Source organism: Aquimarina sp. TRL1, assembly GCF_013365535.1.
Taxonomy (GTDB): domain Bacteria; phylum Bacteroidota; class Bacteroidia; order Flavobacteriales; family Flavobacteriaceae; genus Aquimarina; species Aquimarina hainanensis.
This window is the reverse complement of record NZ_CP053590.1, coordinates 4,873,202-4,897,516: the sequence shown is the minus strand read 5'-3', so window position 1 is coordinate 4,897,516 and position 24,315 is coordinate 4,873,202. Positions and strand designations below refer to the sequence as shown.

Here is a 24,315-nt window from a genome sequence, read left to right as displayed (position 1 = left end):
AATTTTGCAAAAAATATATGGAGTAGCATTGGGCCCAGGAGACCCGGAGCTCGTAACATTAAAGGGGCTTAGAATCTTACAGGAATCGGATGTCATTTTCTATCCAGGATCAATACATCAGGGAGTAAAAAAGAGTTATGTACATTCAATTTTGGAGTATCATCGATTAACAGATAAAGAAACTGTAGGTTTTTATCTGGAAATGTCTGATAACAGAACTTCTGCAGAAAAGGTGTATATAGACACAGCCCAGAAGATAGAACAGGCATATACCAAAGGAAAGAAAGTAGCTGTTGTATGCGAAGGAGATATCAGTTTATATGCTTCCTTTTCTTACATACTTACTATTCTGGAAGAACGTTCCTTACCAGTACGGTTAATTCCTGGAGTGAATTCATTTTCTCTTGGTGCTGCACAGCACAAAGTTCCCTTAAGCTTACTGAATGATAAATTAGTGATTATTCCCAGAGCAAAACATATTGAAGAGATCTCGCATTATTTCGAAAAATTTGACACCATTGTTTTAATGAAAATAAGATCGGGGTGGAAAAACTTTCATCAGCAAATACTTCAAAAACACTGGCAATGTTATTATTGCGAACGTTTAGGAACAGAGAAAGAGTTTATTACTACAGATTTGACAATACTAGAAAATAGGGTGATTCCATATTTTTCATTATTAATAATACGAAAATGATTAAAGTTGTAGGGCTTGGTCCCGGACACGCAGATTATATGATTCCTATGGCAACAAAGGCAATAACAGAAGCTACAGTTGTTATTGGGTATCATTATTATTTTCAATTTATAAATCATCTGATTCAGGAAGATGTTTTATGTATTGGGAAAGAACTAAGCGAAGAAGAAAAAAGAGCAGAAATAGCGATTAAGCATGCTTCAGAAGGAGAGAATGTTGTTGTGATAGGTTCTGGCGATGCAGGGATCTACGCCATGGCATCTATCGTATATCAAAAAGTAGCAGAACAAGAGTTGGATATTCCTGTAGAAACAGTTCCCGGAATCTCTGCTTTTGTGACAGCCGGCAGTAAACTAGGAGCTATTTTAGGACACGATTTTTGTTGCATTTCACTGTCTGATTTAATGACTCCCTGGACCACCATAGAGAAGAGAATTCATGCAGCAGCAGCAGGAGATTTTGTGACAGGACTATACAACCCCAAAAGCAAAAAAAGATATTGGCAATTACAGGCATTAAAAGACATCTATCTACAATACAGATCCCCGATGACACCTGTTGCTATCTGTAAGCAGTTAGGGCGTTCAGAAGAAACGATCAAGATAACTACATTAGGAACTCTGAATGTAGAAGATGTAGATATGTTTTGTGTCGTAATGATAGGAAATAGCCAAACATTCGAATACAAAAATAATCTCATTACACCTAGAGGATATTTAAATAGAAAACCAGAAACAGGGGAAGAAATTCAGCAGGCAAGTTTTAAGGAAATTCTACAAAATATTCCGTCGAATACATTGCCTAAAGATGCTTTATGGGCTGCGATACGATGTATTCATACCTCTGGAGACTTTGCGTATATTCATTATATCAAAACTTCGAAGGATGCTATAACAAAGTGGCATAAGTATTTAAAGAATGGAGGTACGATAGTGACTGATGTAACAATGGTACAGGCGGGGATTACCAAAAGTTTTACAGCGAAATATGGAAATGAGGTAGTTTGTTTGTTGAATGATCCGGAGGCACTCTCAATAGCAGCTGCAGAAGGACTGACAAGATCTCAGGCAGGAATTAAATTGGCAGCAACAAAATACCCAGATGCTTTGTTTGTTATAGGTAATGCCCCAACGGCCTTGATAGAAATAGTAGACCAGGTATACGAAGGGAAACTAACCCCAGCAGGTATCGTAGGAGCTCCGGTAGGTTTTATAAATGTAATAGAATCCAAAGAACGATTAAAAATGATTTCAGAGACTCCATATGCTCTTATAACAGAAAAAAGAGGAGGAAGTAACTTTGCCGCAGCTATCGTTAATGCTGCATTTACATTAACAGAATCAGAAAAAATATAAGATGAAAGAAGAACATCCGCAGCGAATATTTATGCCTGAAGAGCAAGAACTGTTAGAAGAAATTATGTTGCATCGAAGAGATGTTCGAGGAAATCATTTTTTAGATAAACCCATTCCTTCTTTTGCTATAGATAAAATTATTCAGGCAGGTTTAAAAGCTCCATCTGTTGGTTTTTCTCAGCCATGGGAGTTCGTTCTTATAGAAAACAAAGAAACTAAAAAAGCGATAAAAGAAACCTTCTCAGAAGAAACTAAAAAGGCTGCTTTGCTTTTTGCAGATGAGAAACAAAAACAATATATCGCTTTAAAACTCGAAGGAATTACGGAAGCCCCCTTGAATATGGCAGTGTTTTATAAACCTAAAGACGGTCCTGTGTTAGGACAGACCAGTATGCCTAACATGGGAAAATACAGTGTGGTATGCGCTGTACAAAACATGTGGTTGATGGCAAGGACACTGAATATTGGTATGGGGTGGGTAAGCATTCTGGATCCTGAAAAGGTAAAAAAAGTACTTCATGCCCCGCAGGAAAATCAGCTGATAGCATACCTGTGTTTTGGGTATACGGATATGTTTTACAACAAACCGGAACTCGAAATCAAAAAATGGGAACAAAAGAAAATACAACAAGATGTAGTTATAAAAGAAAAGTATGGATAAATAAAAAAATTGCTGATAAACCCCTAATACATGAAATACCTTGGAATACCGCTATGTTTGCTGTTTCAATTTGGAATAGCACAGATAGATGAAAACTCGTTGCTAAACTTACCCATAGCATCAGCAACAGAAATTAATGCAATTAGCACAAGTGCTATTAAAGAAGGAGCATTGATTTTTAATAGTGATGATAAAGAAATTTACCAATTTGACAGCTCCCAATGGGTCCCAGTTTCCAAACACCTGAGCAGCACTATAATACTGAATAGAGAGGAAAGTACATCCAATACGCTGTTATCCAATGCAACTAATACTTATTATGATTTACCCATTAATGCGAGCCATATACAGTCAAATACCGGAAGCACTTATGCCGTAGTCGGAAATGGAAAAATACAGGTCAACACTGCAGGAACTTATATGATTTCTGCATCTTTATCCACTAGTAATATGCCGGCGGGAACAACCAAATATATTTTGGCCGCTTTTGTTAACAATACCTTGGTAGGATATCTTACCAGAGGTTTTGTATCTCTGCCTGGTACTGATTGGTGGGGAGGCAGTGGAGTATTGATGTATAGCTTGCAAAGCAATGATGTCATCAGTATACGATATGTATTAAATAATGGAGGTGTTCCACTAAGTGCCAGATACCTCAATATTGGAGTTACCAGAGTTTGAAAAATTAATTCAAAATAAAAATCTATTTACTATAAAATTATGTACACTTGTACATGCGTTTTAATATAATAGGTATTGGTAATAAAATTCCTGATTTCAATAACAGAGAAAAGGACCTGATCTCAAAAAACAGAGTTTTTAGTGGAGGAAAGAGACATTACAATTTGGTAAAAACATTTCTTCCGGAAGATCATCATTGGATTTATATTCAGGGGGCTATGACAAATGTATTTGAGCAATATGAAAAAGCAGAAAATACTATTGTAGTTTTTGCATCAGGTAATCCATTGTTCTACGGATTTGCTAATACATTAAAAAATAGATATCCAACAGCACATTTCACGATCATATCTCATTATAGCGCTATCCAGTTGTTAGCAGACAAGATGGCTTTAAACTCGAATTCTCTTCAGACAGTCAGCGTACATGGAAGATCATGGGAAGCTCTTGATAATTGTATTATAAAACAACCCTCGCTTATAGGCGTATTAACGGATAAAAATAAAAGCCCGGATAAAATAGCAGCACGTCTTTTACGGTATGGTTATGATAATTATACAGTGATTGTAGGTGAAGAATTGGAAGGAGACAAAGAACGATTACGAACACTTAGTCTGGAGGAAACCTCTAAAGAAAGTTTTTATCCCCTCAATTGTGTAATTCTAGTAAAAAAGAAACATAGAAAGGTAGATTTTGGTTTAAAAGATCAATCTTTTAGAGGTTTAGTTGGAAGACCAGGAATGATTACCAAAATGCCTGTCCGTCTGACAAGCCTTCATTTATTAGAAGTTCTGCATAAAAAAGTATTATGGGATATCGGATTTTGTACTGGATCTATAAGTATTGAAGCACGATTAAAAAACCCCAATCTGAAAGTAATTGCTTTTGAAAAAAGAGAATCCTGCCAATTGATCATGCAAGAAAATGAAGAGAGGTTTGGAGTCTTCGAGATTGAAAAACGAATAGGTGACTTTTTTGAACAAGATATAGAAAAGCTTCCAGAACCGGATACTGTTTTTATCGGAGGGCATGGAGGAAGGTTAGAAGAATTGTTAGAACGATTAGTATCGATACTTCCTGATGAAGGAATTATCGTTTTTAATGCAGTACGGGAAGAAAGCAAAAAGACTTTTAGTACAGTATGTAGTCGATTAGGGTTGCTCCTTGTAGAGAATATGGCAATGACAATAGATAATCATAATACAATCCATTTATTCAAGGCAATAAAAAAATAGAAATACAAAAAACTGAATCAAGATTACTAATTAACTATTTTGTGAGGTATCTTTGTATGCTGTTATATGTACAACTAAATAGCTCTAAATAAAGAATGCCATGTCAGAATCCATACATAAAGTTGCGATAGTCAGTTTTACAGATCAGGGAGTTGCAATCGCTCAGAAATTGCAAAAAGAATTTTATAGAAGTAACGTTTTTACGACAAGGGATACAGTATTCTTTGGTGAGGTCACTCATGTAGAGAAGATTGGGGAAGTAATAGAAACATCTTTTCAGCAATATAATGTTTGGATATTTGTAGGGGCTTTGGGTATTTGTGTCAGGAGTATTGCTCCCTTTATAAAAAATAAGAATACTGATCCGGCAGTTATCAATGTAGATGATCAGGGAAAGTTTGTACAAGCCGTATTAAGCGGACATGTAGGAAAGGCAAATGAAATTACGAAACAAATAAGTAGAATTCTGACAGCTACTCCGGTAATTTCTACTTCCAGTGATTTACAGGAGTTATGGGCATTGGATCTACTAGGAAGTACCTATGGCTGGCAAATGAGAAGTTCAGTCCCATTAAATACGATTATTTCTTTATTCGTAAATAGAAAAAAAACAGCCTTGATTCTAAAGGTTAAAAATAAAGGAACCGAATTTTTAGAAAAAACATTACCCAATTTTGTGGATGTTTATTATACGGAACAAGGATGGGATATGCATGCATATAAACTTGTTATTTATGTAGGATATCAGGTACTACAAACTGGTATTCCAACCATATCGTATTACCCTCCTTGTTTGGCGATGGGTACAGGCTGTGCCAAAGATATAGAACCTTCTCTGTTTATAGAAGGGATAAAACAAGCACTAAAAGAGCACGGGATAGCGATAGAAAGCTTATATGCGTTTGGTTCTGCATCAATAAAAGAAAAAGAACAAGCTTATTTGGATTTTTCTGCTCACTATGGAATCCCATTTGTAACATTTAGCGGAGAGGAGTTAAATACAATAGAAGTACCAAATCCTTCTGAGGTAGTGAAGAAAAAAGTAGGAGTATATGGAGTATCTGAAGCTTCTGCAGCCTTAATTTCCGGGCAAGAATCCTGGATTGTAGAAAAAACAAAAGCTGTCACTGTTTCAGGAAAGAAATTTACGTATGCGCTCAGTTTATCGAATCGGTATGAGCGCAGATCTGCAATTGCTATTGTAGGAGCAGGATCTGGAGATCCGGAACTGCTTACGATAAAAGGACAGTACCTGTTAGAGCAGGCAGATTGCATTTTGTATGCAGGAAGCCTGGTACCAGAGGCACTGACGCATATGGCAAAGGAAGGAGCGTTGGTTAGGAACTCTGCGGCAATGACATTGGAAGAACAAATAGCTATTATAGATCAGTATTACAGTCAGGGGAAACTTATTGTTCGCTTACATTCTGGAGATCCATCTATTTATGGTGCTATTCAGGAACAAATGACCATTTTTGACGAAAAAGGGTACGATTACTATATTGTTCCAGGGATTTCCTCGTTTCAGGCAGCAGCAGCATATCTGAAATCAGAATTTACCATTCCAGAGGTAGCTCAGACTATTATACTAACCAGAGGAGAGGGAAATACTCCGATGCCGGAACATGAGAAGATTGCAGATATGGCAAAACTTCGAGCGACAATGTGTATCTTTTTAAGTGCTGGAATAGCTAAGAAAGTACAGGCACAATTATTAGAATATTACCCGGATAACACCCCTTTAGCCGTATTGTATAGAGTAAGTTGGGAAGATGAAGCTGTATGGACTGGAACCTTAGGGGAACTGACAGCTATTATAAAAGAGAATAAACTGACCCGCACAGTGCTGATTGTTGTAGGAGAAGCTATAGGAGCTCGTAAAAACAGATCTTGGTTATACGATGAAAAGTGGCATCATATTTTTAGAAAAAAAGAGAAAAAGATTGTAAAGTAAACACCTTAGTTTTGAGGAGCTAGATATTACGATTGAAAATAAAATTTTAATTTCGAGGTGAATCTCAAAATGTTTAAACCTCGATTGTAGAGTAATAACATGATATTAGTTTTTGGGGGTACGACAGAAGGAAAGATAGTTTCAGGGGTATTAGATGACCTGAATATTCCGTATTACTATACTACAAAAACAAAAGTGCCTTTTACGGGAAAAGGTACTGCTATATATGGAGCAATGGATCAAAAACTATTAAGAGAGTTTTGTGAAAGAGAAAAGATAGATATAATTCTTAATGCGGCTCATCCATTTGCAGAACAGCTTCATAAAACCATTGTTACAGTTCCTGAGGAAATACAATTGTATCGATGGGAGCGGCATTTCGAACCAAGAGAGAAACACCCGGAGGTATTCTATATTGCAACATATAATCAGGTACTACAGTTGTTAGAAAACCTAGGATATACATCCATGCTGGCATTATCAGGAGTACAAACGATTTCCCATTTGAAGAGATATTGGGAAGAGAATAAAACCTGGTTTCGTATTTTAGACAGGGATTCTTCCAGGAATATAGCCCTGGCTTCAGGGTTTCCTGAAACCCAATTAATATATGGATATCCGCAATCTGTAATAGAAGAAAAGAAGTTATTTCGGGATATAAATCCTGAAGTAATATTTACAAAAGAAAGTGGTAGTTCAGGAAGGTTATACGATAAAATTAAAGCAGCTGTTGAGTGTGCAATTCCTATTGTAATTCTGGAGCGCCCAATACTATCAGATCGATATATTCGTATAACCAAAAAACAGGAACTAATAAAGTTAATGAGTAAGCAGTACAGTTGAGTGAATTACGAGACATACCAGACCGGCCTCTCCGAAGAGGGTATACCACAGGAGCATGTGCTACTGCCTGTACCAAAGCAGCTTTATTAGGACTGGTTACACAACAGCCCGTAGAGAAAATTACTATTGAATTACCGGTAGGGGAAGTAGCAGCTTTTTATCTTACGAATTTTACCATTGATAAAGCGCAGGCTTCTTGTAGTACGATAAAAGATGCAGGAGATGATCCGGATGTAACTCATTTAGCGACAATTCAGGTAACAGTCGAATTAAACGAAGAAAGAGAGATCATTTTCAGAAGAGGAGAAGGTGTTGGGATTGTGACATTACCAGGTTTGGAAATCGCGATCGGAGAACCGGCAATTAATCCGGTTCCTCGGAGAATGATGGAAACTGTCTGTAAAAAAATCTTATCGGATTATCAGTTAACAGCATATGGAGTAACCATTACAGTAGGTGTTAAAGATGGAGAAAAAATAGCCAAGAGAACACTGAATAGCCGATTGGGAATCCTAAAAGGAATTTCTATTCTAGGGACTTCAGGAATTGTTACTCCTTTCTCAGCATCCTCCTATATTGCCAGTATAGAACAGGGGATTGATGTTGCAGTAGCAAATAATGCAACCACTTTATTAATTAACTCAGGAGCAAGAAGTGAAAAAATGTTAAAATCAATTTTTCCAACTATAGAAAGTTATGCTTGTATCCATTATGGAAACTGGATAAGAGAAACTTTTGAAAAAATCAATTCGTCACCTGAAATAAAGACTGTTTATATGGGGATTATGCTTGGAAAAGCGGCAAAATTAGCTCAGGGACAACTCAATACACATAGTGGGAAAACCTCCTGGGACAAAAAATTCATCTACGAATTGGCTATAGAAGCAGCATATGAGGAAGAAATTGCAAAAAAAGTTTTAATGTTAAATATGGCAGGTCGTCTACAGGAAATTTTTACTTTTACGAGCTGTGAAAAATTTTATCAATTATTATTACAAAAGTGTTATAACCATTGCATACAACTGGCACCAAATATAAAGTTGTCGATCTACCTGATCAATGCAGAGGGAACACACATACCGTATAGTATATGAATATAATGAACCTGACACGCCCACTTATAGCGGGTATTTTACACTCTTTCGAACCTGATCATATGTCGGCAGTATCAGTATTGGCGGCAGAAAATGCAATCCAAAAAAAGAAAGTCACTTTTAAAACTGTGATGACGGCCTCTCAGTGGGCGATGGGACATTCAGTTACCTTATTATTATTTGGAGGAATAGCTTTGTTGTTTCGCTCGGCATTATTAGCCTTTGTAGAAAATATTTCTTTTTGGGCAGAGGTCTCAGTAGGTCCGATTATGATATGGCTGGGAATAATGGCTATCCGTAGAAATCATAAAATTAATGATATGATGGCGGATCATAAGAAAATAGAAGCCCATGACCATGTAGCAGGAAACCCAATCCACCTTCATGGAAAATCAGGAGAAGAGATAGCTATGAACCCAATCAACCGATCTTTCTGGGTAGGAATGTTGCATGGATTAGCTGGTACTGGAGGAGCATTGACTTCTGCTCTTATTATTGGAGCAGAAACGATATCAGATGCAATATTAATCTTAATTGTAGAATCTGTCGGAGTGATTTTGGCAATGGGAGTATATAGTTATGTATTAATTTTTGCAATGAGCCGATTTATCGAACGAAATATCTCTATTTTTAAATGGATGAATGGAGTTATAGGAATTATTTCGATACTGGCAGGTTTATTAGTAATGTATAATGTGATGTCACATTAAATATTAATGGATGTGCTCTTCTAATCTTGTCCAGAATTTTTTTCGGAAATGCTTGTAAAAAAAGAAGTTATAAGTACCGGTTTTTAACCGATGTGACCAATGATTTCTTTTTGTGTACATCTTATGACATTCTTTAAAAAGCCACTCTTTATCAAAATCAGTCCATACTCCGGCAGGAGAAATCAGATTGTATTTTAATACAGGAAGGACCTCATAACGGTCAATGTCTCTTATTTGGGAAATCGAAAGATTACTTTTAGCCAGTTCATTTCCCATATATATAATATCAGAAATGTCAATAGCCGTATCCAGATAACTCTGAGATAAGATATACCATACGTGCTTTCTTACCGCAAGTATATGATCCCCCTTTGTATGTAATTGTTTTGTTTTAATGAGCTTTTTTTGCAAATATCACAAAAATACTTCAGGATTTCACATTTTTATTCAAAGGGTTTAGCGTAACAAAATAAAAAATGAGAATTGTCGAGAATTTATTTTTACTCAGACAGTAGCTGCTCCAGAATATATTTTTTTCTAAATGATTGCGGAAGTGTTTCCAGTAATGTATGTAATAAAGAAGAGGTAGTTTTAGGAGATGTGTCTTTGACCAATTCTGCATAAACCAAAGTGTAATAAAGGTGATTTTTGGGGAGTTGATGTTTGATGTTGTTAAGTATTTGTATAGCTTCCTCCGTTTTATTGATTTTATGAAGACAATAACATAGGTTGATTTTAGGGATAGGAGAAGTTGTGATATCGGTAAGTAATCGATAGTAATACGTAATGTCTTCCCAATATGCATGATCAAAACGGGGAGTGGTCATATGATTACTGATCATTACGACCTCTATATAAAACTTGGTGAGTTTTTGAGGTTTATTGAGGTATTGAAACCCCAAGTGAATAAAACGTTGATCCCATTGACTCCGTTCTTGTTTAAAAAAAGGAATAGGTATATTATTGGCCTGTTTTGTTTGTAAGCGAGCAATGTGAAAACAGAATAAACTAAACAGGTTTCTGGTAGAAGTTTCTTTCGTTTTTTCTAGTAGTTTTTTTAATAGAGCCATCGCATCTAAACATAGGTCTTCATTAACCAGTTCTTCGTTTTTTTCATGTATGGAGTCAAAGCCTAGATTAAATACCGCGTATAATATCTCTTCTGTGACAGCAAGTGTTTCTGGAGTAAGACGAACAACAGTTAAAGGATTTTGCAATTTTTGTTGCTGAATTTTCTTTTTAGTTCTGCTAATACGCTTGTATATGGTCTCCTGCTCAATTAATGTACAGGAACTAATTTCTTTTACATGCAACCCAAAAAGATTTTTGAGAATAAACAGCAACTTGGATTCAGGAGAAATGAAAGGTAGAGAAGCAAAATATAATAAGGTTTCTAAGCGGAGATCTTTGGTCGTTTCAATTTCTTGTTCTGTATCTGTAGAAAGAGTTTTATCAGCAATCGCATAGGTAGTTTTTTTTAGTTGATTTAATAAATCGTTTTTGGCGACGATAAAAAACCAATTCTCCGGTTGTTTAGGTATTGCATTGTGTTTCCAGCTTTTTAATGCTTTGTAAAACGCATTCTGAATCGCCTCCTCGATGTAATAAACAGGAATCGTATTAAATTGTTTATAAAGGGAAGCGAAAAGCTTCCCGTACAATGTTCTGAAATTAATTGCTATAGTACTATAATGTATGTTTTTTTTAGGCATCATAGTCCATAATGGGTCTGATTTCTGTTGTGCCTCCCCATAGGTGACACGGACATTCTTTAGCAATTTCAATAATCTCTTCCAACGTTTCTGCTTGTAATAAATAATACCCGCCTATCATCTCTTTGGATTCTATATAAGGACCATCTTTGATAATACAATCTTTGCCCTGAATGAGGACTCCTTTTTCTTCTAATCCATCTCCAGAGATTAAGAATTTCTTTTCTTCTAATTTTTGTGCCCATTCCATATGTGATTGTACCAAGTTCTCTATTTCTTTAGGAGATAATTGTTGTAAGGTTTCTAACTCATCTCGTAATAATAAAATAAATTTTTTCATCTGTTATTTTTTTAATTGATTTCTAACTATCAGATGAAATTCACCCGTAATCATTTTGGTGGATACCAATATGTTTTCGATAGCTCATTTCATTTGTAGTTTATTATAAAGACAATCTACTCCTTAGTTTTTGGACACTACTGTATATTTTTTTTTAATTTCTTTTAAAGAAAAGGATATTGAAGCGTAGCAATATTCAAAATACAAAAGATATTTTATACAATATGAATAGAAGGAATAATTAATAAAATAAGTAATAGATATACAGAGATATGCGTATCTTTCAAGCAGTATAATAATCTTGGATATGGACTATACATTGATTTCGGATGATTTACTTACAAAAACAATTACTAGTCAAGGAGTACTTTCCTGGAATGCATTACTTCATTATGTTAGCGCATTACCATATGGTAGAAATAAGAATAGGAAGAATCCAGATTTAGTACTGCTAGAAAAAAAAGGAACATGTAGTTCTAAACATGCGTTTTTAAAAAAAATGGCGGATCTAAATAATATTCCTGATGTAACCTTGTTGTTGGGGATGTATAAAATGAATCAAACGAATACTCCTGGTATAGGAACGGTTCTGACAGGTCATTCATTGAATTTTATTCCTGAAGCACATTGTTATTTAAAAATAGGAACAGCTCGTTTTGACGGAACCACTATAAAATCGGATATTACTAAAATAGAAAAGGATATATTAATAGAAAAAGAAATCCGCCCCGAACAGGTTGCTACTTATAAAGTAGCGTATCACAAGACATTTCTAAAAGACTGGATTGAAGAAAACAATATGGAACTCGATTTTGAAACAATTTGGATGTTACGAGAAAAATGTATTAAAAACCTGACGGGATAATTTCTAAAATAAGATTGTTTTTCTATTTATATTTATAACCCATTTTTATAAAGTTATGAAAGGTTTATTACTTTTATAGAAGTGCTTATACAATACTCTTAAAACCAACAGGGCAATAATATATTTATGGACTTCAGTATTGCAATCTATTTGTTAGAGTTATTAGCTGCTATTATAGGAACTTGTTATATAAAAAAACATGTTGTAAATAAAGGGATAATATATTTTGTTTATTTTTTATGGGTGACAGTTTTTTTGGAAGTTTTTATATCAAATATTCCCTTTCTTTTATTAGAATTAGGAATTTTCGATGATAGATATATGCTTTTAAAAAAGAGCGTATTATTAAAAGGTAACATATGGATTTATAACATTTATTGCGTTTTTAGTGATCTTTTATATACCTATGTATTTCTAAGTTATATTGTAAATAATATCAATAGATTAATTGTTAAAGCTTTGATGCTGCTTCATGCGATTTCCTATTGCTTTTTTTTTATTTTTTCAGAAGGATTTTTTGATAGTTTTTATACAATTCCATACTTTTTGGGGGTACTCAATATAATTGTTGCTTTCGGGATTTATTTGAATGAAATTTTGAGAATAGATAAAAGTATTTCATCTGTTTATCTTCCTGTTTTTATAGGGTTTGGTATTATTACGTTTAGTGTTGTAATGGGACCATTTTTTACTTTTTTTTATAAAACTATAAATTATAAGGTTCATTTTTTTTATGGATTATTACTATTGATTTCTAATGCCTTTTTGTATGGTTTGATTACTATTGGTTTTTTGATTGAGATGAATATGGATCGATGGATAGTAAAACATAAAATAATTTATAGAGTAGAATAAAATATTATTTCTTCATCAAAACAATTTTTAGTCCCATAATAATATATGTAATACCAGATATTTTATTTAAATAATTATAAAACGATGTGTTCTGTTGTAATTTAACAGAGATCCATGCTGCTATAATTGTTAAAAGTAAATACCAAAGCGTACTAATTAATATATAAATTACACCTAAAATGATAAATGTGATAGGAGAGTCGATTTCATTTTTAGTAATAAATTGAGGAAAAAAAGCCATAAAAAATAAAGCGACTTTTGGGTTTAATAGATTTGTCATAACTCCAGAAATAAAGTGTTTGTCATTGGCGTTTATTTTTTTACTTTTTTTTAAAGGTAGTTTGTTCTTTGCTAGGAGATTATTGATTCCTATATAAGATAGGTATAATGCACCAGCATATTTTATAAAAAGAAATAGAACATCAGATTGTGAAATAAGTATAGAAAGACCTAGGCTGGCTAGAAGCGTATGTAATAATGCCCCAATATTAATTCCGAAAGTAGCAAAATAACCGGCTTTTCTACCCTTAGAGATGGACTTATTTAGTATAAATATAGTATCAATTCCAGGAGTAATCATGAAAATTAAGGTCATGATTATAAATAAGTTAAAGTTTTGAATAGCTTCCATGATATATGTTATTTATGATTATATTCTTATTAGAAAGGTGTACCCCCATCATTTTTACGAATTATTTGCTGGAATGAATTGTAATCAGTTATTCCTTCTGTATTAATAAAAAGGATAGATGATGAAGAGGTGATAGTAAGTATCTCTTGTAGGTGACGTAGCTTAGGATCATTCATTATAGCAATAAAACCAGCAAGACCTGCTGCACCAGATTCTCCAGCATAAATCCTAGGGTCCGATCCTGTTGGGTAATATAGCTCTCTTATAGCTTTTTCAGTATAATAATCTTCAATAGATATAGAAGCATCGATCCCGTTTTTTAATAGATTCCAGGCACCTAATGAAGGCGTACCACAATTGAGTCCTGCCATAATAGTTTCACTATTACCATTAGAGGTTTTGATTTTTCCATTTTGTAGTGAAGTGAGAATTGCATCAGCTTCTATAGGTTCTACAATAATAATTTTTGGGCGATTTTCTCCATACATATCTAAGTAATAATTAATTCCGGCTCCGGCAAAGCTACCCACACCTGCCTGTAAGAAAACGATATCTATGGAAGAAGAGAGAGAAGCTAATTCGGCGGTTATTTCACGAAAAAGAGTCGTATATCCAGCCATGATATGAGCAGGAATTGTTTCGTATCCTTTCCATGCCATATCTTGTACTAATTCCCAATTGTTTTCGATACTGATATGTGCTGCAAATTGACATGCATAATCATATGTTCCATCCACTTGTATTACGGTAGCTCCTTCTTGCTCAATCGCATGTATACGTAGGGGAGTCGTATCTCTGGGAACAATGACTACGGCTTTTTTATCAAATAATTTAGCCGCCCACGCTACTGCCCGTCCATGATTGCCATCTGTAGCTGTACAAAAAGTAGAAATCGATGGTTTTTCTTCGAGTAGTATATGAATGGCATAAGAAGCTCCAAGTACTTTAAAAGCAGTTAAATCAAAACGATATGATTCGTCTTTTATATACAGATTTCCAATATTGTATTTTTTAGCTAATAGAGGTAATTGAATTAATGGGGTTGCCTTATAATTAGGAAGAGTTGTATGAAACCGGAATGCATCGTGAGCAGCAAGTGTGATCTCTTTATCTGTGTTTGTACGTCTATTCATTGGTGTATTGATATAGAAAGAAGCCTTTTTTATGGATTTTTTATTCATGTTTTTGTATTTGATGCAAATTTAATTCGTTGTAATGGTATTTTTTCTTCTATTATTGCAGGTAAAATGAAATTTTATTGCATATTGTGTGGTAAATATGAAAAATGGAAGCACTGGATACGTTTGATATAGAAATTTTAAAAATTATACAAAAGAATAACACAACTATACAGAAAGAAATAGGAGAAAAAGTACATTTATCTGCAGCTGCTGTACAGAGGAGAATAAAAAAAATGACAGCAGCAGGTGTTATTCAATCGAATATTGCAGTAATTGATCCTCTAAAAGTAGGACTAGCAGTAACATTATTTGTGATTGTCACCTTGGAGCACGAGCGTTTAGAATTGGTAGATGAAGCCAAAGAAAAGTTTAAAAACTGTCCAGAAGTACAGCAATGTTATTATGTAACAGGCAAAGGCGATTTTGTACTAACTATAGTCGTTCCTACCATGGGAGATTATGAACGATTAACTCGTGAATTGTTTTTTGCTAATAATAATGTGAAACGTTTCGAAACCTATGTTACATTAGAACGGGTAAAAACAGGTTTAGATATTACTCTATAAAGAGGTAATAACTAGTTTATAATTCAGCGTGTTTTTATTGTTTTATTATTGAGTATCTTACCACTGAAGCAATCTTATGGTATATTTTTATATGTAATAGATACCAGAGATCAAAAACAAAAAGTAATAATAACTAAAAACAACACAATGAAATTAGGCGCTTTTTCAATAAGTCTGAATGTAAAAGATATTCAGGTCTCCAAAACGTTTTATGAAAAATTAGGGTTTTCAGTTTTTGCTGGATCCATAGAAAAACACTATCTCATCATGAAAAATGAGAAAGCATTAGTAGGGTTGTTTCAGGGAATGTTCGAAAAAAATATCCTGACATTTAACCCTGGTTGGGATGAAAATGCCACTCCATTACAGGACTTTGAGGATGTAAGAACTATTCAGCAACGTTTAATTGCTTATGGGATATCACCAGAAACCAAAGCAGATGAAAATACTACCGGACCTGCCAGTTTAGTCTTGATTGACCCTGATGGAAATCCTATACTCATCGATCAACACGTATAAATAATACATCAGAATAAACATGCACAAACATAAAATAGATTGTATATAAAACTAATAACCTATGAACAATAAATTATCAGTTATAATGGGGTGCCTTCTTTTGCTATTTGTTATTTCTTGTCAAGAGAAGAAGAAAGAGAAAGAACAGGAAGCATCATTAGATGGTATATGGGAATCGATTGGATATGGTCGCTTAGCCCACATCAAAAAAGATCATATAACCCTTTATGAAACAAGTGCGATTTCATGCTATCCGATTATGGAAGAGGAAATTACGGGATTAGGAGATGAGTTACGAATCAAAGATGATACATTGGAACTCAAAGATGGGATTAATATATATCAGTTTGTAAGAAGAGATGAATTTCCTCAACAGTGTGTTGCCATGGATGAAACCAAAAAACAAGATGCACTTTATAATTTCGAAGTATTAGCTAGTATTTTCAAAGAACATTATGCGTATTTTGAAATGAGAAATATCAAATGGGACAGCCTATATACACAAACTAAAAGTAAGATAACAACACAAACTTCCGCTCCTGAATTATTTATGATTATGGAAGAGATGCTGGATCAGTTTAATGACGGACATATAGATATCGAAGCACCTGAGGAAATAGAAGATCAAGCAGATAGTTTACGTGAGCCATCTCAGCCTGTAGATACATCAATAACGAGATACAGTGATTTTTCGGCAGCAAAATTAGTGGGAGATTATTACCTGAAAGACAAAGAACTAACCAGAAATAGCCGGGTAATGAGATGGGGAAAGCTCAATGATTCATTAGGCTATCTACAGATAAACTTAATGATGGGACATGTTTATTTTCCAAAATTAGACAGTGTACAGGGAGAAGACTATTGGAATGCCTATTTTGAAGCTTTTGAAGAAATGTCTTCGGCAGCACATACAAAAAAAGAAGTAGCAGGGATTAACAAAACATTAGATCAGGTGTTTTCAGATCTCAATACTGCGGATGCATTAGTATTGGATGTTCGTTTTAATGGAGGAGGAAAAGATGAAGTCGCATTAAGTATTATGAAACGTTTTAATCAGAAGCGACAACATGTTTTTACTAAAAAAGCAAAACATAAACAGGCATATACTAAACCGAATAAAATTTATCTAGAAGCTGCCGAGCAAGCATATCTAAAACCGGTTTACTTATTAACTTCGGGACAATCTGCCAGTGCTACAGAAATTATGGTATTAAGTTCACTAAACTTGCCTCATGTTACGAGAATAGGAACGAATACAGAAGGAATTTTTTCGGATGTATTAGATAAAATACTGCCTAATGGATGGGAGATAGGATTGTCTAATGAGGTGTATCTGGATACCAAAGAGAATAATTACGAAGGAAAGGGAATCCCTCCTCATATTGATTTAAAGTATCCCAGAGAAACACAGGCATTTTTCAAGAGTATTATCGATGCGATGTCCGATGATGAAATAAAAATAAACAAAGCGATAACTGATGTAAGGGAAGGGAAAGTATCCAAGCATGTTGTAGGGAGATAAGGATATTCAAAGAAAAACAAATACCCCACCATGACAAATTAAAAGGTGATGGTGGGGGTTTTAGTTAGTTTCTGTTACTTCGTTTGGCCCTTCTGTTTTTATATTCGCTATTTCCATTAAACTTATAGACGAAACTCAGTGACCATCTGGCAGCATTACGACTAGCTATTTGATTGACAAAGAAATCAGTACCTCTGGTTTCTTCTTTATACTTTCTGCTGTCAAATACATTTGTCACATTAAAAAGTAGTACGGCTCGGTTTTTAAACATTTTTTTACTTGCTCCCATATTGATATATGCCATAGGTTTTACTGTAGATTGAGCATTTTCTATGCGACCTCTGTAATGAAATCTACTTTGTAATGTAATACGTCCAGGAATTTTGAATCGACTACTGATATTGGTGTACCAGGTCATATTTGAAGCTGTTAAGTCTTGATCATTGATCCTACCTTTGGTTGTAAAATGATAGGCATTCATATCCCCGGATAAAGAAAGCCATTTTAGGGGTGAGTAAGACAGAGACAGTTCCGCCCCGTAGCGATCTTCAGAAGTCAGGTTGATAATTCGTGTTTCAAAAATACCAGAAGGGTTTTGTGAAGTATACCAAAAAGTATTATCCGTTGTATGTGAATAATAAAGACTGGGAGAGAGTGTCAGTTTTGCACTCTTTCGAACAGCAGATATTTCTATTATGTCTGTATAAGAAGGTTGTAGGGTTGGGTTTCCATAAAAACGAGTATTAAAATCTTCCAGTGTAGAAAAAGGGTTTAAAGAAAAAAGACGCGGTCTGTTAATTCGTTTACTATAACTACTCCCCAAACGTGTTTGTTCATTAAGCGTATAACCTAAGGTAATACTTGGGAAAAAGTTGGTATACGTATTTGTTGCATTAAAATTCCCCAGATCATCCTTGATTCCGATATGTGTATCTTCTATTCGTAATCCGGTTAGTATATGAAAAGCTTTCAAGGTCGTGCTATATTGTACATATCCTCCAGTAATACGCTCATCATAGGTTAGAGAATTATCAAGATTGTCAATTAGCTGATATGTATCATCTTTGAATTCCTCTGCGAGAAATCCATCCCGTACATGTCTGTTCTCGAATTTAGCACCTATTTCCAGTTTAGAAGAAGCTCCTATGGGGGTTATGTAATCGGATTGTATAACAATATCATTATTTTTATCGGAGTCAGTTGTTCTGAAATTAATGATGTCTATAGTATCTGGAAATTCTTTTTCGGTGATAACATTCCATTTTTTTGTACTATCCCAAAAATCATACTGAAGATCTACAGTTAGTTTTTGCCCTTCTTTTTTGAATGATTTGGTGTAATTCATTTCTAATTGGTTATAAGATCTATTTTCTTTAGAATTTCCCTTTGATACAAGGGTACTATCAACGATTGCAGCTGTATCACTACTATAGTCATATATAAAAGTAGTCGCATCGGTATCTTCGATTTGATTTCTTTGAAAAGCGGTGGTAAACGTATTGGTTGGATTAATAAAATAATCAAACCCAAGATATAGATGTTTTCCTCCATCATGACGATTCTCATCTTGTCGCTGATTCAGTGTTACTGTACCATTGTCATCCGAAGTTTGCTGAAACCTGGAATAGACTCCAATATAATCCGTAGATCGCACTCCGATAGTACTAAAAAAATTGATCTTATCAGTTTTGTAATTAAGACTTCCTGAGATTCTAAAATCCTGAGGAATTCCTCCGCGAAGCCGGACTTGTCCTGTAAATCCATTTTTTGTGTTCTTTTTCAGGATAATATTGATAATTCCGGCAGTACCTGATGCATCATATCTAGAAGAAGGAGCTGTAATAACTTCTATTCTGGCAACATTGTCAGAAGGAATTTGTTCTAAAGCCTGAGAAGACGTAAGTCCAGAACGACGCCCGTTAATCAGGATTGTAACATTGGCATTTCCCCTTAGATTAATAGCTCCACCAGGATCTACTGTAACAGAAGGGACATTATCCAATACATCCGTTACAGAACCACTTTGAGATAAAACATCCTTTCCGACAGTAAATACTTTCTTATCTAATTTTAAGGATACCTCAGAAGTTTCTCCGGTAATTACCACCTCATCTAATTGGGTGGTATTCTGTACCAAAGCAATAACAGGGAATTTCTGATGTTTTGGAAGTTCGACGGTTGCTGTATACGTTGTAAACCCATTATAAGAAACTTCCATAAAATAGGTTCCGATAGGAATATCAGGAATGATATAAATACCCTGTTCATTCGTAATCACCCCCTCTATTATTTTCTGTTGTTGATTTTTTATAACGACTGAGGCAAATGGAAGAGGAGTTCCTGTTGCCTGTTCAATTACCGTTCCACTAATTTCTCCGGTTTTGACTTGTTGTGCAGCTAAGGTTGCTTGAAATCCCCATAAGAATAACAAGAACATAATGATTCGATTCATATCTGTTGTTTTTTGATTTGACAGGATAAAAATCGTAGCCAATGATATGTTTCACAAGGATTATTATGTCAACTGCTCTATAGATTTATGAACTGCTCATACTTCCTGTTTTTTTGCCTTAATTTTATCATATCAAAAAATCATATGCTATGAAGGCAAATTTGTTCAGAATCTTTTTCCTTTTGATGGGACTTTTCCTAAACATGTCATGTACGATCGATAATATCCATGAAAGAGGAGAAACACGATATATGATTGGAGATCAGGAAGAGTGGGCTGCTACTCATTTTGATGATCGATTATGGAAGAAAGAGATCAATATAGAAGGAGGAGAAATTTTTTGGGCAAGAACAGTAATCGATATTAAGAAGGCACCTGCTCCTTTGACTACTTATGGGATGCAGTTTAATAGTTTTGGAGAGTATGAGGTGTATTGGGACGGACAGCTAGTTGGTAGAAATGGGAATCCAGGGAAAGAGGCTGTATCAGAACCATCAGGCAGAATGTGGGCGATTTTTGCCATCCCTAAAGAACTTACAACCGAAGGGAAGCATGTATTGGCTATCCGAAAAAGTTTATTGTACTATCCTAAGCATGCTTATGGTTTTAAGATATGGCTTCACGATTTTGAATACCTGGTTAAGTTTCCTTTGATTAATACTGCTTTTATGCACATTTTTGCCGGAGCTTTTTTATTAGCAGCCTTATATTTTTTCTTTCTTTACCTGGGAAACAAAAAAGAATATCCTGTGTTGATTTTTGGAGGTAGCTGTTTCCTGTTTTTTGCATTGATTATAATGGAGTTTATCAGAACCTATATTCCCATACATTATAGCCAGCATCATATTCGATTAGAGATTATAGGGTTTCTAACTTTCTTTATTGCTATATTAGTTCCCTTGTATTTTACCTTACAGTTTCCATATCCCAAACAAAAAAACATTTTTATAGCCTACCTGGTAGTGTTGCTTATCGTATTCTGGGTAGATCATACCAGTTATGACTATACAGCCTATCAACTAGGAATATGTATGTGGGTTTTTTCGCTGGGGATTGTACTATTCGGAATATATAGAAAACAAAAAGGAAGTTTTATTGTACTACTGGCATTGTTGCTATGTTGGTTGATTAATTCAATAACCCATTATGATACCAGTCTTTTTGCAGGTTTTGGGGTTATTGTTTTAGGGATGTTTTATATTTTGTCTGTAAAAACGAAAGATCAACGAGTCGCTTATGAAAAATCACTGTTGCAATCTACCAGACTTCGGTTGGCATTGCTCAAAAAAAATATCCAACCTCATTTTATTATGAACAGTCTTACCTCTTTGATGGATTGGGTAGAAGAATCTCCTAAAAAAGGAGTAGAGTTTATTGAAGCTCTGGCAGCTGAGTTTGATTTACTGAATCAAATAGAAAATAAAACACTTATTCCGATTCATCAAGAGATTGCATTGTGCAAAACACACCTGGAGGTGATGGAATATAGAAAAGAAATCACTTATACCTGGGAAGAAGAAGGGATTCAGGAAGAGGAAGAAATTCCTCCAGCCATATTACATACATTGTTAGAAAATGGAGTTACACATTGTACTCCTTTAGCAGATAATCGAATTGGATTTAAGTTGTTATATGAAGAACACAACACACATATCTGCTATACTTTTCTTACCATAGCCAAAGTGAGAAATCCATTAAAAAAAATAAAAGAGGGAACGGGGATCCGTTATATAAAAGCGCGATTAAAAGAAAGTTACGGCACTAATTGGCATTTCTCTTCAGAAGCAGTATCCGAGGGATGGAAAAATAAAATTTGTATAAACCGATAAATAATGAATATTCTTATAGTAGAAGATGAAACCCGAATTGCTAAAAGAATCGAGCGGATGACTAAAGATTTTTTTAAGAACACTTCTTATTCATTACATCGTGTAGATGAGTTACAGGAAGCTCTGGAGTACATAAAACAATATCCGCTGGATTTAGTTTTATTAGACCTGAATCTCAATGGAGATAATGGTTTCGATATATTAGGTACTGCGATTTCAGAATCGTTCCATACGGTTATTATCTCTGCTTATAAAGATCGAGCAATAGAGGCATTCGAATATGGAGTATTGGATTTTATTCCCAAACCATTTAATCAACATCGGTTAGAGCAGGCATTTGAGAGAGTATTGACCAAAGAAAAAGCCAGTAATGGACACATGAAGTTTTTAGGGATAAAAAAGCGAGGGAGTATTCAGTTAATTCCTGTCGAAGAGGTTGTGTTTATAAAAGGGGCAGGTACATATACTGAGATTTTTTTGAAAAACGGCAGAAAAGAATTACATGATAAATCCCTGGAAAAACTCGAACAATTGTTACCAGAGACTTTTGAAAGAATTCATAAGTCATATTTGGTAAAGATTGCGGAGGTAAAAGAAATTTTGGTAAAACCAGGAAGTAAGTACGAAGCTGAACTTAAAGATGGAACCTTATTACCCATAGGAAGAACCAGGTACAAAGAAATAAAGGCAAAATGGGTATAGCTAATTATTTCTTTTGAAGCGTTCGTAAAGCTTTTTTTATGATTCTTTTTGTTTCTTTAGTAGGAGATGTTTGGTTCCACTCGTTGCATAATTGAAGTACAAAATCAGGAGCAGATTTACTCGCATCATTTAACCAGTTTCCTACACTGTCTTGGACATAAATAGAAGTGTCAGATTTTAATAGAGAGAGAATAGGAAGTCCTTGTTCAGGGTGTTCTTTAAGAGTTGTAATATGAGTACACCAAACACCTCGGGGACGCGTAATTTCAGTTGTAAACCGCCTGATATACTCATGTTGATCCTTTGCCCAATGACTTAAGAAAGGAATTGCTATATCGATATGAAGTATTAACTCGGGACGTAATGCCATCCATACGACTTCTCTAACTCCAAAATGTGGATCTTTGATAAGAGGTCTGGCGAGATCCAGCTTCTCTTCAAAACGCAGTGTGGAATATAAAGCGATAATATATGGGGTATAACAGCGAATGCTATCCGAAGGATGATTGGATAACTTATCAATAAAGTAATCTGTCTCATTAGTAGCTTCAGTATAAGTATATATTGCCTCTCCGATAGTACGTATTGTATTCATTGTAGAAGGCTTTTTTAATGCTTCCAGCTTTTGTAGGCAAGTATTGAGTACCTGTTGCGGTATTCCCAAACTAGGGAAATTAGAAGTAATTAGCTCGATGTGATTTACAGCGAGCCATTCGGTTAGGTTTACAGATGCTATGATTCCCTTATTCAATAGTTCCAGCACTTTCTTAGGGATATCTTCTTTTTTTCTGGGACCTTTTCTGTTTCGGATGGCATCCGGGAGTGTTTTTTTTAAAGAATGAGAAGAATCATCGTGCATAATGTTGTATATTTTTGGAGGTATAGCTCGATTATCAAATAATTGATAGAACAAAGCTATATAAGAATGATAGAAATAGCAATACCGCATAAGGAAGTCCCTATGGGATAAAAAAGTCAATCTTATGAAAAAAGAGGGGAATTCAGAGAAAAATAAAAACTGTCCATTAGAAACAGCTGTGCATACGATCAGCGGAAAATGGAAAATACCTATTATCTGGCAGATTCATGAAGGAAAAAAACGCCCCAGTGAATTTCTTAGAGGAATCGAAAAAGTTGATAGAAGAGTGCTCAATCAGCAACTCAGCGAAATGGTTAATGATGGGCTTTTAAAGAAAACATCCTTTCATGAGTTACCTCCCAGAGTAGAGTATACCTTAACGGAAATAGGGAAGGAGTTGGTCACCGTTTTATGGAAATTAAATGAATGGGGAAAGTTACTACCTGCTTATCAGGAGTTAGAAAATTAATATAGAAGACACCAAATGATTAATGAACAATATTTTGAAGACTTTCCGGTTTTGGAAACAACACGATTAACCCTGAGGTCCCTGGTTATGACCGATGCTTCGGAAATATATTCAATTCGATCCAACGTCAAAGCAATGCAGTATATGGATACTGTTTTGCATCATACAATAGCAGACACTGAAAAATTTGTAACTCTTAATTTGAAAACATATCAAAAAAAAGAAGGACTTTTTTGGGTACTGATAGAAAAAAACACAGATCAATTTATAGGGGATTTTTCTTTTTGGAAAGTAAACAGGCGAAATTCGAGGGCAGAAATCGGATATTCTTTGCATCCTGATTTTTGGGGGAAAGGATACATGAAAGAAGCGATGAAAACAATTCTGCATTTTGGGTTTACCAAACTAAAGCTACATAGTATTGAAGCAAATATTAACCCAGACAATAATAATTCCAGAAAAGTATTAAAAGGAATTGGGTTTCAAAAAGAAGCCTATTTTAGAGAACATTATTATTATAATGGCGAATACCTGGATAGCGAGATTTATTCTCTGTTAGAAAACGATCTGATCAGATAACCAG

General features: G+C 34.7%; 25 protein-coding genes. 18 read left to right on the top strand and 7 right to left on the bottom strand.

Annotated elements, in window-relative coordinates; genetic code table 11:
- Positions 1 to 4: 4 nt before the first annotated feature.
- The 9 genes from cobI (at position 5) to HN014_RS20180 (ending at position 9,230) form a co-directional block, all read left to right on the top strand.
- On the top strand, positions 5 to 697 hold the full coding sequence (cobI, locus tag HN014_RS20220) for a precorrin-2 C(20)-methyltransferase (RefSeq protein ID WP_176030646.1): 693 nt from the start codon (positions 5 to 7) through the stop codon (positions 695 to 697).
- The gene (gene cobJ, locus HN014_RS20215) at positions 694 to 2,052 is read left to right on the top strand and encodes a precorrin-3B C(17)-methyltransferase (protein ID WP_176030645.1); all 1,359 of its coding nucleotides are present in this window, start codon (positions 694 to 696) and stop codon (positions 2,050 to 2,052) included. The genes cobI and cobJ overlap by 4 nt, the downstream gene beginning before the upstream one ends.
- Before the next feature lies 1 nt (position 2,053).
- Positions 2,054 to 2,713 (top strand): 5,6-dimethylbenzimidazole synthase, encoded by a 660-nt coding sequence (gene bluB, locus HN014_RS20210; protein WP_176030644.1) that lies wholly within the window; start codon positions 2,054 to 2,056, stop codon positions 2,711 to 2,713.
- A gap of 30 nt (positions 2,714 to 2,743) precedes the next feature.
- Positions 2,744 to 3,394, top strand: coding sequence for a hypothetical protein (locus HN014_RS20205; RefSeq protein ID WP_176030643.1), 651 nt, complete (start codon positions 2,744 to 2,746; stop codon positions 3,392 to 3,394).
- Positions 3,395 to 3,447: 53 nt separating this feature from the next.
- Positions 3,448 to 4,629: a precorrin-6y C5,15-methyltransferase (decarboxylating) subunit CbiE gene (cbiE, locus tag HN014_RS20200; RefSeq protein ID WP_176030642.1), complete on the top strand. Its 1,182-nt coding sequence runs from the start codon at positions 3,448 to 3,450 to the stop codon at positions 4,627 to 4,629.
- A gap of 100 nt (positions 4,630 to 4,729) precedes the next feature.
- Positions 4,730 to 6,583 (top strand): precorrin-4 C(11)-methyltransferase, encoded by a 1,854-nt coding sequence (gene cobM, locus HN014_RS20195; protein WP_254884049.1) that lies wholly within the window; start codon positions 4,730 to 4,732, stop codon positions 6,581 to 6,583.
- Between the two features lie 99 nt (positions 6,584 to 6,682).
- Positions 6,683 to 7,426, top strand: coding sequence for a precorrin-6A/cobalt-precorrin-6A reductase (locus HN014_RS20190; RefSeq protein ID WP_176030641.1), 744 nt, complete (start codon positions 6,683 to 6,685; stop codon positions 7,424 to 7,426).
- Positions 7,423 to 8,520, top strand: a complete 1,098-nt coding sequence (locus HN014_RS20185; RefSeq protein WP_176030640.1) for a cobalt-precorrin-5B (C(1))-methyltransferase — start codon at positions 7,423 to 7,425, stop codon at positions 8,518 to 8,520. Before HN014_RS20190 ends, HN014_RS20185 begins: the two co-directional genes overlap by 4 nt.
- Positions 8,517 to 9,230 (top strand): hypothetical protein, encoded by a 714-nt coding sequence (locus HN014_RS20180; RefSeq protein WP_176030639.1) that lies wholly within the window; start codon positions 8,517 to 8,519, stop codon positions 9,228 to 9,230. Before HN014_RS20185 ends, HN014_RS20180 begins: the two co-directional genes overlap by 4 nt.
- Before the next feature lie 3 nt (positions 9,231 to 9,233).
- Here the strand turns inward: HN014_RS20180 and HN014_RS20175 are convergent, their stop codons facing one another.
- The 3 genes from HN014_RS20175 to HN014_RS20165 all read right to left on the bottom strand — a co-directional run bounded on the left by HN014_RS20175 (position 9,234) and on the right by HN014_RS20165 (position 11,282).
- Complete coding sequence (locus tag HN014_RS20175; protein WP_176030638.1) at positions 9,234 to 9,641, bottom strand: hypothetical protein; 408 nt, start codon at positions 9,639 to 9,641, stop codon at positions 9,234 to 9,236.
- Between the two features lie 89 nt (positions 9,642 to 9,730).
- Positions 9,731 to 10,945: a DUF6596 domain-containing protein gene (locus HN014_RS20170; RefSeq protein ID WP_176030637.1), complete on the bottom strand. Its 1,215-nt coding sequence runs from the start codon at positions 10,943 to 10,945 to the stop codon at positions 9,731 to 9,733.
- A complete protein-coding gene (locus HN014_RS20165; RefSeq protein WP_176030636.1) occupies positions 10,935 to 11,282 on the bottom strand; it encodes a YciI family protein in 348 nt (115 codons plus the stop codon). Before HN014_RS20165 ends, HN014_RS20170 begins: the two co-directional genes overlap by 11 nt.
- Before the next feature lie 307 nt (positions 11,283 to 11,589).
- On the opposite strand from HN014_RS20165, the gene HN014_RS20160 reads away from it, so the two are divergent.
- Both HN014_RS20160 and HN014_RS20155 read left to right on the top strand, forming a co-directional pair.
- A complete protein-coding gene (locus tag HN014_RS20160; RefSeq protein WP_254884048.1) occupies positions 11,590 to 12,147 on the top strand; it encodes a hypothetical protein in 558 nt (185 codons plus the stop codon).
- 150 nt (positions 12,148 to 12,297) lie between these two features.
- Positions 12,298 to 13,002, top strand: coding sequence for a hypothetical protein (locus HN014_RS20155; protein WP_176030635.1), 705 nt, complete (start codon positions 12,298 to 12,300; stop codon positions 13,000 to 13,002).
- Between the two features lie 4 nt (positions 13,003 to 13,006).
- Here the strand turns inward: HN014_RS20155 and HN014_RS20150 are convergent, their stop codons facing one another.
- Positions 13,007 to 13,633 (bottom strand): LysE family translocator, encoded by a 627-nt coding sequence (locus HN014_RS20150; protein ID WP_176030634.1) that lies wholly within the window; start codon positions 13,631 to 13,633, stop codon positions 13,007 to 13,009.
- A 29-nt stretch (positions 13,634 to 13,662) separates the two neighbouring features.
- On the bottom strand, positions 13,663 to 14,814 hold the full coding sequence (locus tag HN014_RS20145) for a diaminopropionate ammonia-lyase (protein WP_176030633.1): 1,152 nt from the start codon (positions 14,812 to 14,814) through the stop codon (positions 13,663 to 13,665).
- Positions 14,815 to 14,918: 104 nt separating this feature from the next.
- Between HN014_RS20145 and HN014_RS20140 the strand changes: the two genes are divergently transcribed.
- The 3 genes from HN014_RS20140 (at position 14,919) to HN014_RS20130 (ending at position 17,421) form a co-directional block, all read left to right on the top strand.
- A complete protein-coding gene (locus tag HN014_RS20140) occupies positions 14,919 to 15,380 on the top strand; it encodes an Lrp/AsnC family transcriptional regulator (protein WP_176030632.1) in 462 nt (153 codons plus the stop codon).
- 147 nt (positions 15,381 to 15,527) lie between these two features.
- Positions 15,528 to 15,899, top strand: coding sequence for a VOC family protein (locus tag HN014_RS20135; protein WP_176030631.1), 372 nt, complete (start codon positions 15,528 to 15,530; stop codon positions 15,897 to 15,899).
- 61 nt (positions 15,900 to 15,960) lie between these two features.
- The gene (locus HN014_RS20130; protein ID WP_176030630.1) at positions 15,961 to 17,421 is read left to right on the top strand and encodes a S41 family peptidase; all 1,461 of its coding nucleotides are present in this window, start codon (positions 15,961 to 15,963) and stop codon (positions 17,419 to 17,421) included.
- Between the two features lie 64 nt (positions 17,422 to 17,485).
- Here HN014_RS20130 and HN014_RS20125 read toward each other — a convergent pair whose 3' ends face one another.
- Positions 17,486 to 19,873: a TonB-dependent receptor gene (locus tag HN014_RS20125; protein WP_176030629.1), complete on the bottom strand. Its 2,388-nt coding sequence runs from the start codon at positions 19,871 to 19,873 to the stop codon at positions 17,486 to 17,488.
- 149 nt (positions 19,874 to 20,022) lie between these two features.
- Here HN014_RS20125 and HN014_RS20120 point away from each other — a divergent pair, with 149 nt between their 5' ends.
- Together HN014_RS20120 and HN014_RS20115 are read left to right on the top strand one after the other, a co-directional pair.
- The gene (locus tag HN014_RS20120; protein WP_176030628.1) at positions 20,023 to 21,702 is read left to right on the top strand and encodes a histidine kinase; all 1,680 of its coding nucleotides are present in this window, start codon (positions 20,023 to 20,025) and stop codon (positions 21,700 to 21,702) included.
- Between the two features lie 3 nt (positions 21,703 to 21,705).
- The gene (locus HN014_RS20115; protein WP_176030627.1) at positions 21,706 to 22,404 is read left to right on the top strand and encodes a LytTR family DNA-binding domain-containing protein; all 699 of its coding nucleotides are present in this window, start codon (positions 21,706 to 21,708) and stop codon (positions 22,402 to 22,404) included.
- A gap of 4 nt (positions 22,405 to 22,408) precedes the next feature.
- Here HN014_RS20115 and HN014_RS20110 read toward each other — a convergent pair whose 3' ends face one another.
- Entirely contained in the window at positions 22,409 to 23,263 is an 855-nt protein-coding gene (locus HN014_RS20110) for a DNA alkylation repair protein (RefSeq protein WP_176030626.1), read from the bottom strand.
- A 124-nt stretch (positions 23,264 to 23,387) separates the two neighbouring features.
- Here HN014_RS20110 and HN014_RS20105 point away from each other — a divergent pair, with 124 nt between their 5' ends.
- Together HN014_RS20105 and HN014_RS20100 are read left to right on the top strand one after the other, a co-directional pair.
- On the top strand, positions 23,388 to 23,732 hold the full coding sequence (locus HN014_RS20105) for a helix-turn-helix domain-containing protein (protein ID WP_176030625.1): 345 nt from the start codon (positions 23,388 to 23,390) through the stop codon (positions 23,730 to 23,732).
- A gap of 15 nt (positions 23,733 to 23,747) precedes the next feature.
- Positions 23,748 to 24,311: a GNAT family N-acetyltransferase gene (locus HN014_RS20100; RefSeq protein WP_176030624.1), complete on the top strand. Its 564-nt coding sequence runs from the start codon at positions 23,748 to 23,750 to the stop codon at positions 24,309 to 24,311.
- Positions 24,312 to 24,315 lie beyond the last annotated feature (4 nt).

Coding starts and splice junctions, on each gene's coding strand:
- cbiE (WP_176030642.1), top strand. CDS start 3,448: ATGCGTTTTAATATAATAGGTATTGGTAATAAAATTCCTGATTTCAAT.
- HN014_RS20135 (WP_176030631.1), top strand. CDS start 15,528: ATGAAATTAGGCGCTTTTTCAATAAGTCTGAATGTAAAAGATATTCAG.
- HN014_RS20115 (WP_176030627.1), top strand. CDS start 21,706: ATGAATATTCTTATAGTAGAAGATGAAACCCGAATTGCTAAAAGAATC.
- HN014_RS20180 (WP_176030639.1), top strand. CDS start 8,517: ATGAATATAATGAACCTGACACGCCCACTTATAGCGGGTATTTTACAC.
- HN014_RS20125 (WP_176030629.1), bottom strand. CDS start 19,873: ATGAATCGAATCATTATGTTCTTGTTATTCTTATGGGGATTTCAAGCA.
- HN014_RS20130 (WP_176030630.1), top strand. CDS start 15,961: ATGAACAATAAATTATCAGTTATAATGGGGTGCCTTCTTTTGCTATTT.
- HN014_RS20190 (WP_176030641.1), top strand. CDS start 6,683: ATGATATTAGTTTTTGGGGGTACGACAGAAGGAAAGATAGTTTCAGGG.
- HN014_RS20205 (WP_176030643.1), top strand. CDS start 2,744: ATGAAATACCTTGGAATACCGCTATGTTTGCTGTTTCAATTTGGAATA.
- cobJ (WP_176030645.1), top strand. CDS start 694: ATGATTAAAGTTGTAGGGCTTGGTCCCGGACACGCAGATTATATGATT.
- bluB (WP_176030644.1), top strand. CDS start 2,054: ATGAAAGAAGAACATCCGCAGCGAATATTTATGCCTGAAGAGCAAGAA.
- HN014_RS20110 (WP_176030626.1), bottom strand. CDS start 23,263: ATGCACGATGATTCTTCTCATTCTTTAAAAAAAACACTCCCGGATGCC.
- HN014_RS20120 (WP_176030628.1), top strand. CDS start 20,023: ATGAAGGCAAATTTGTTCAGAATCTTTTTCCTTTTGATGGGACTTTTC.
- HN014_RS20140 (WP_176030632.1), top strand. CDS start 14,919: ATGGAAGCACTGGATACGTTTGATATAGAAATTTTAAAAATTATACAA.
- HN014_RS20160 (WP_254884048.1), top strand. CDS start 11,590: ATGGACTATACATTGATTTCGGATGATTTACTTACAAAAACAATTACT.
- HN014_RS20145 (WP_176030633.1), bottom strand. CDS start 14,814: ATGAATAAAAAATCCATAAAAAAGGCTTCTTTCTATATCAATACACCA.
- HN014_RS20105 (WP_176030625.1), top strand. CDS start 23,388: ATGAAAAAAGAGGGGAATTCAGAGAAAAATAAAAACTGTCCATTAGAA.
- HN014_RS20170 (WP_176030637.1), bottom strand. CDS start 10,945: ATGATGCCTAAAAAAAACATACATTATAGTACTATAGCAATTAATTTC.
- HN014_RS20100 (WP_176030624.1), top strand. CDS start 23,748: ATGATTAATGAACAATATTTTGAAGACTTTCCGGTTTTGGAAACAACA.
- cobM (WP_254884049.1), top strand. CDS start 4,730: ATGTCAGAATCCATACATAAAGTTGCGATAGTCAGTTTTACAGATCAG.
- HN014_RS20165 (WP_176030636.1), bottom strand. CDS start 11,282: ATGAAAAAATTTATTTTATTATTACGAGATGAGTTAGAAACCTTACAA.
- HN014_RS20150 (WP_176030634.1), bottom strand. CDS start 13,633: ATGGAAGCTATTCAAAACTTTAACTTATTTATAATCATGACCTTAATT.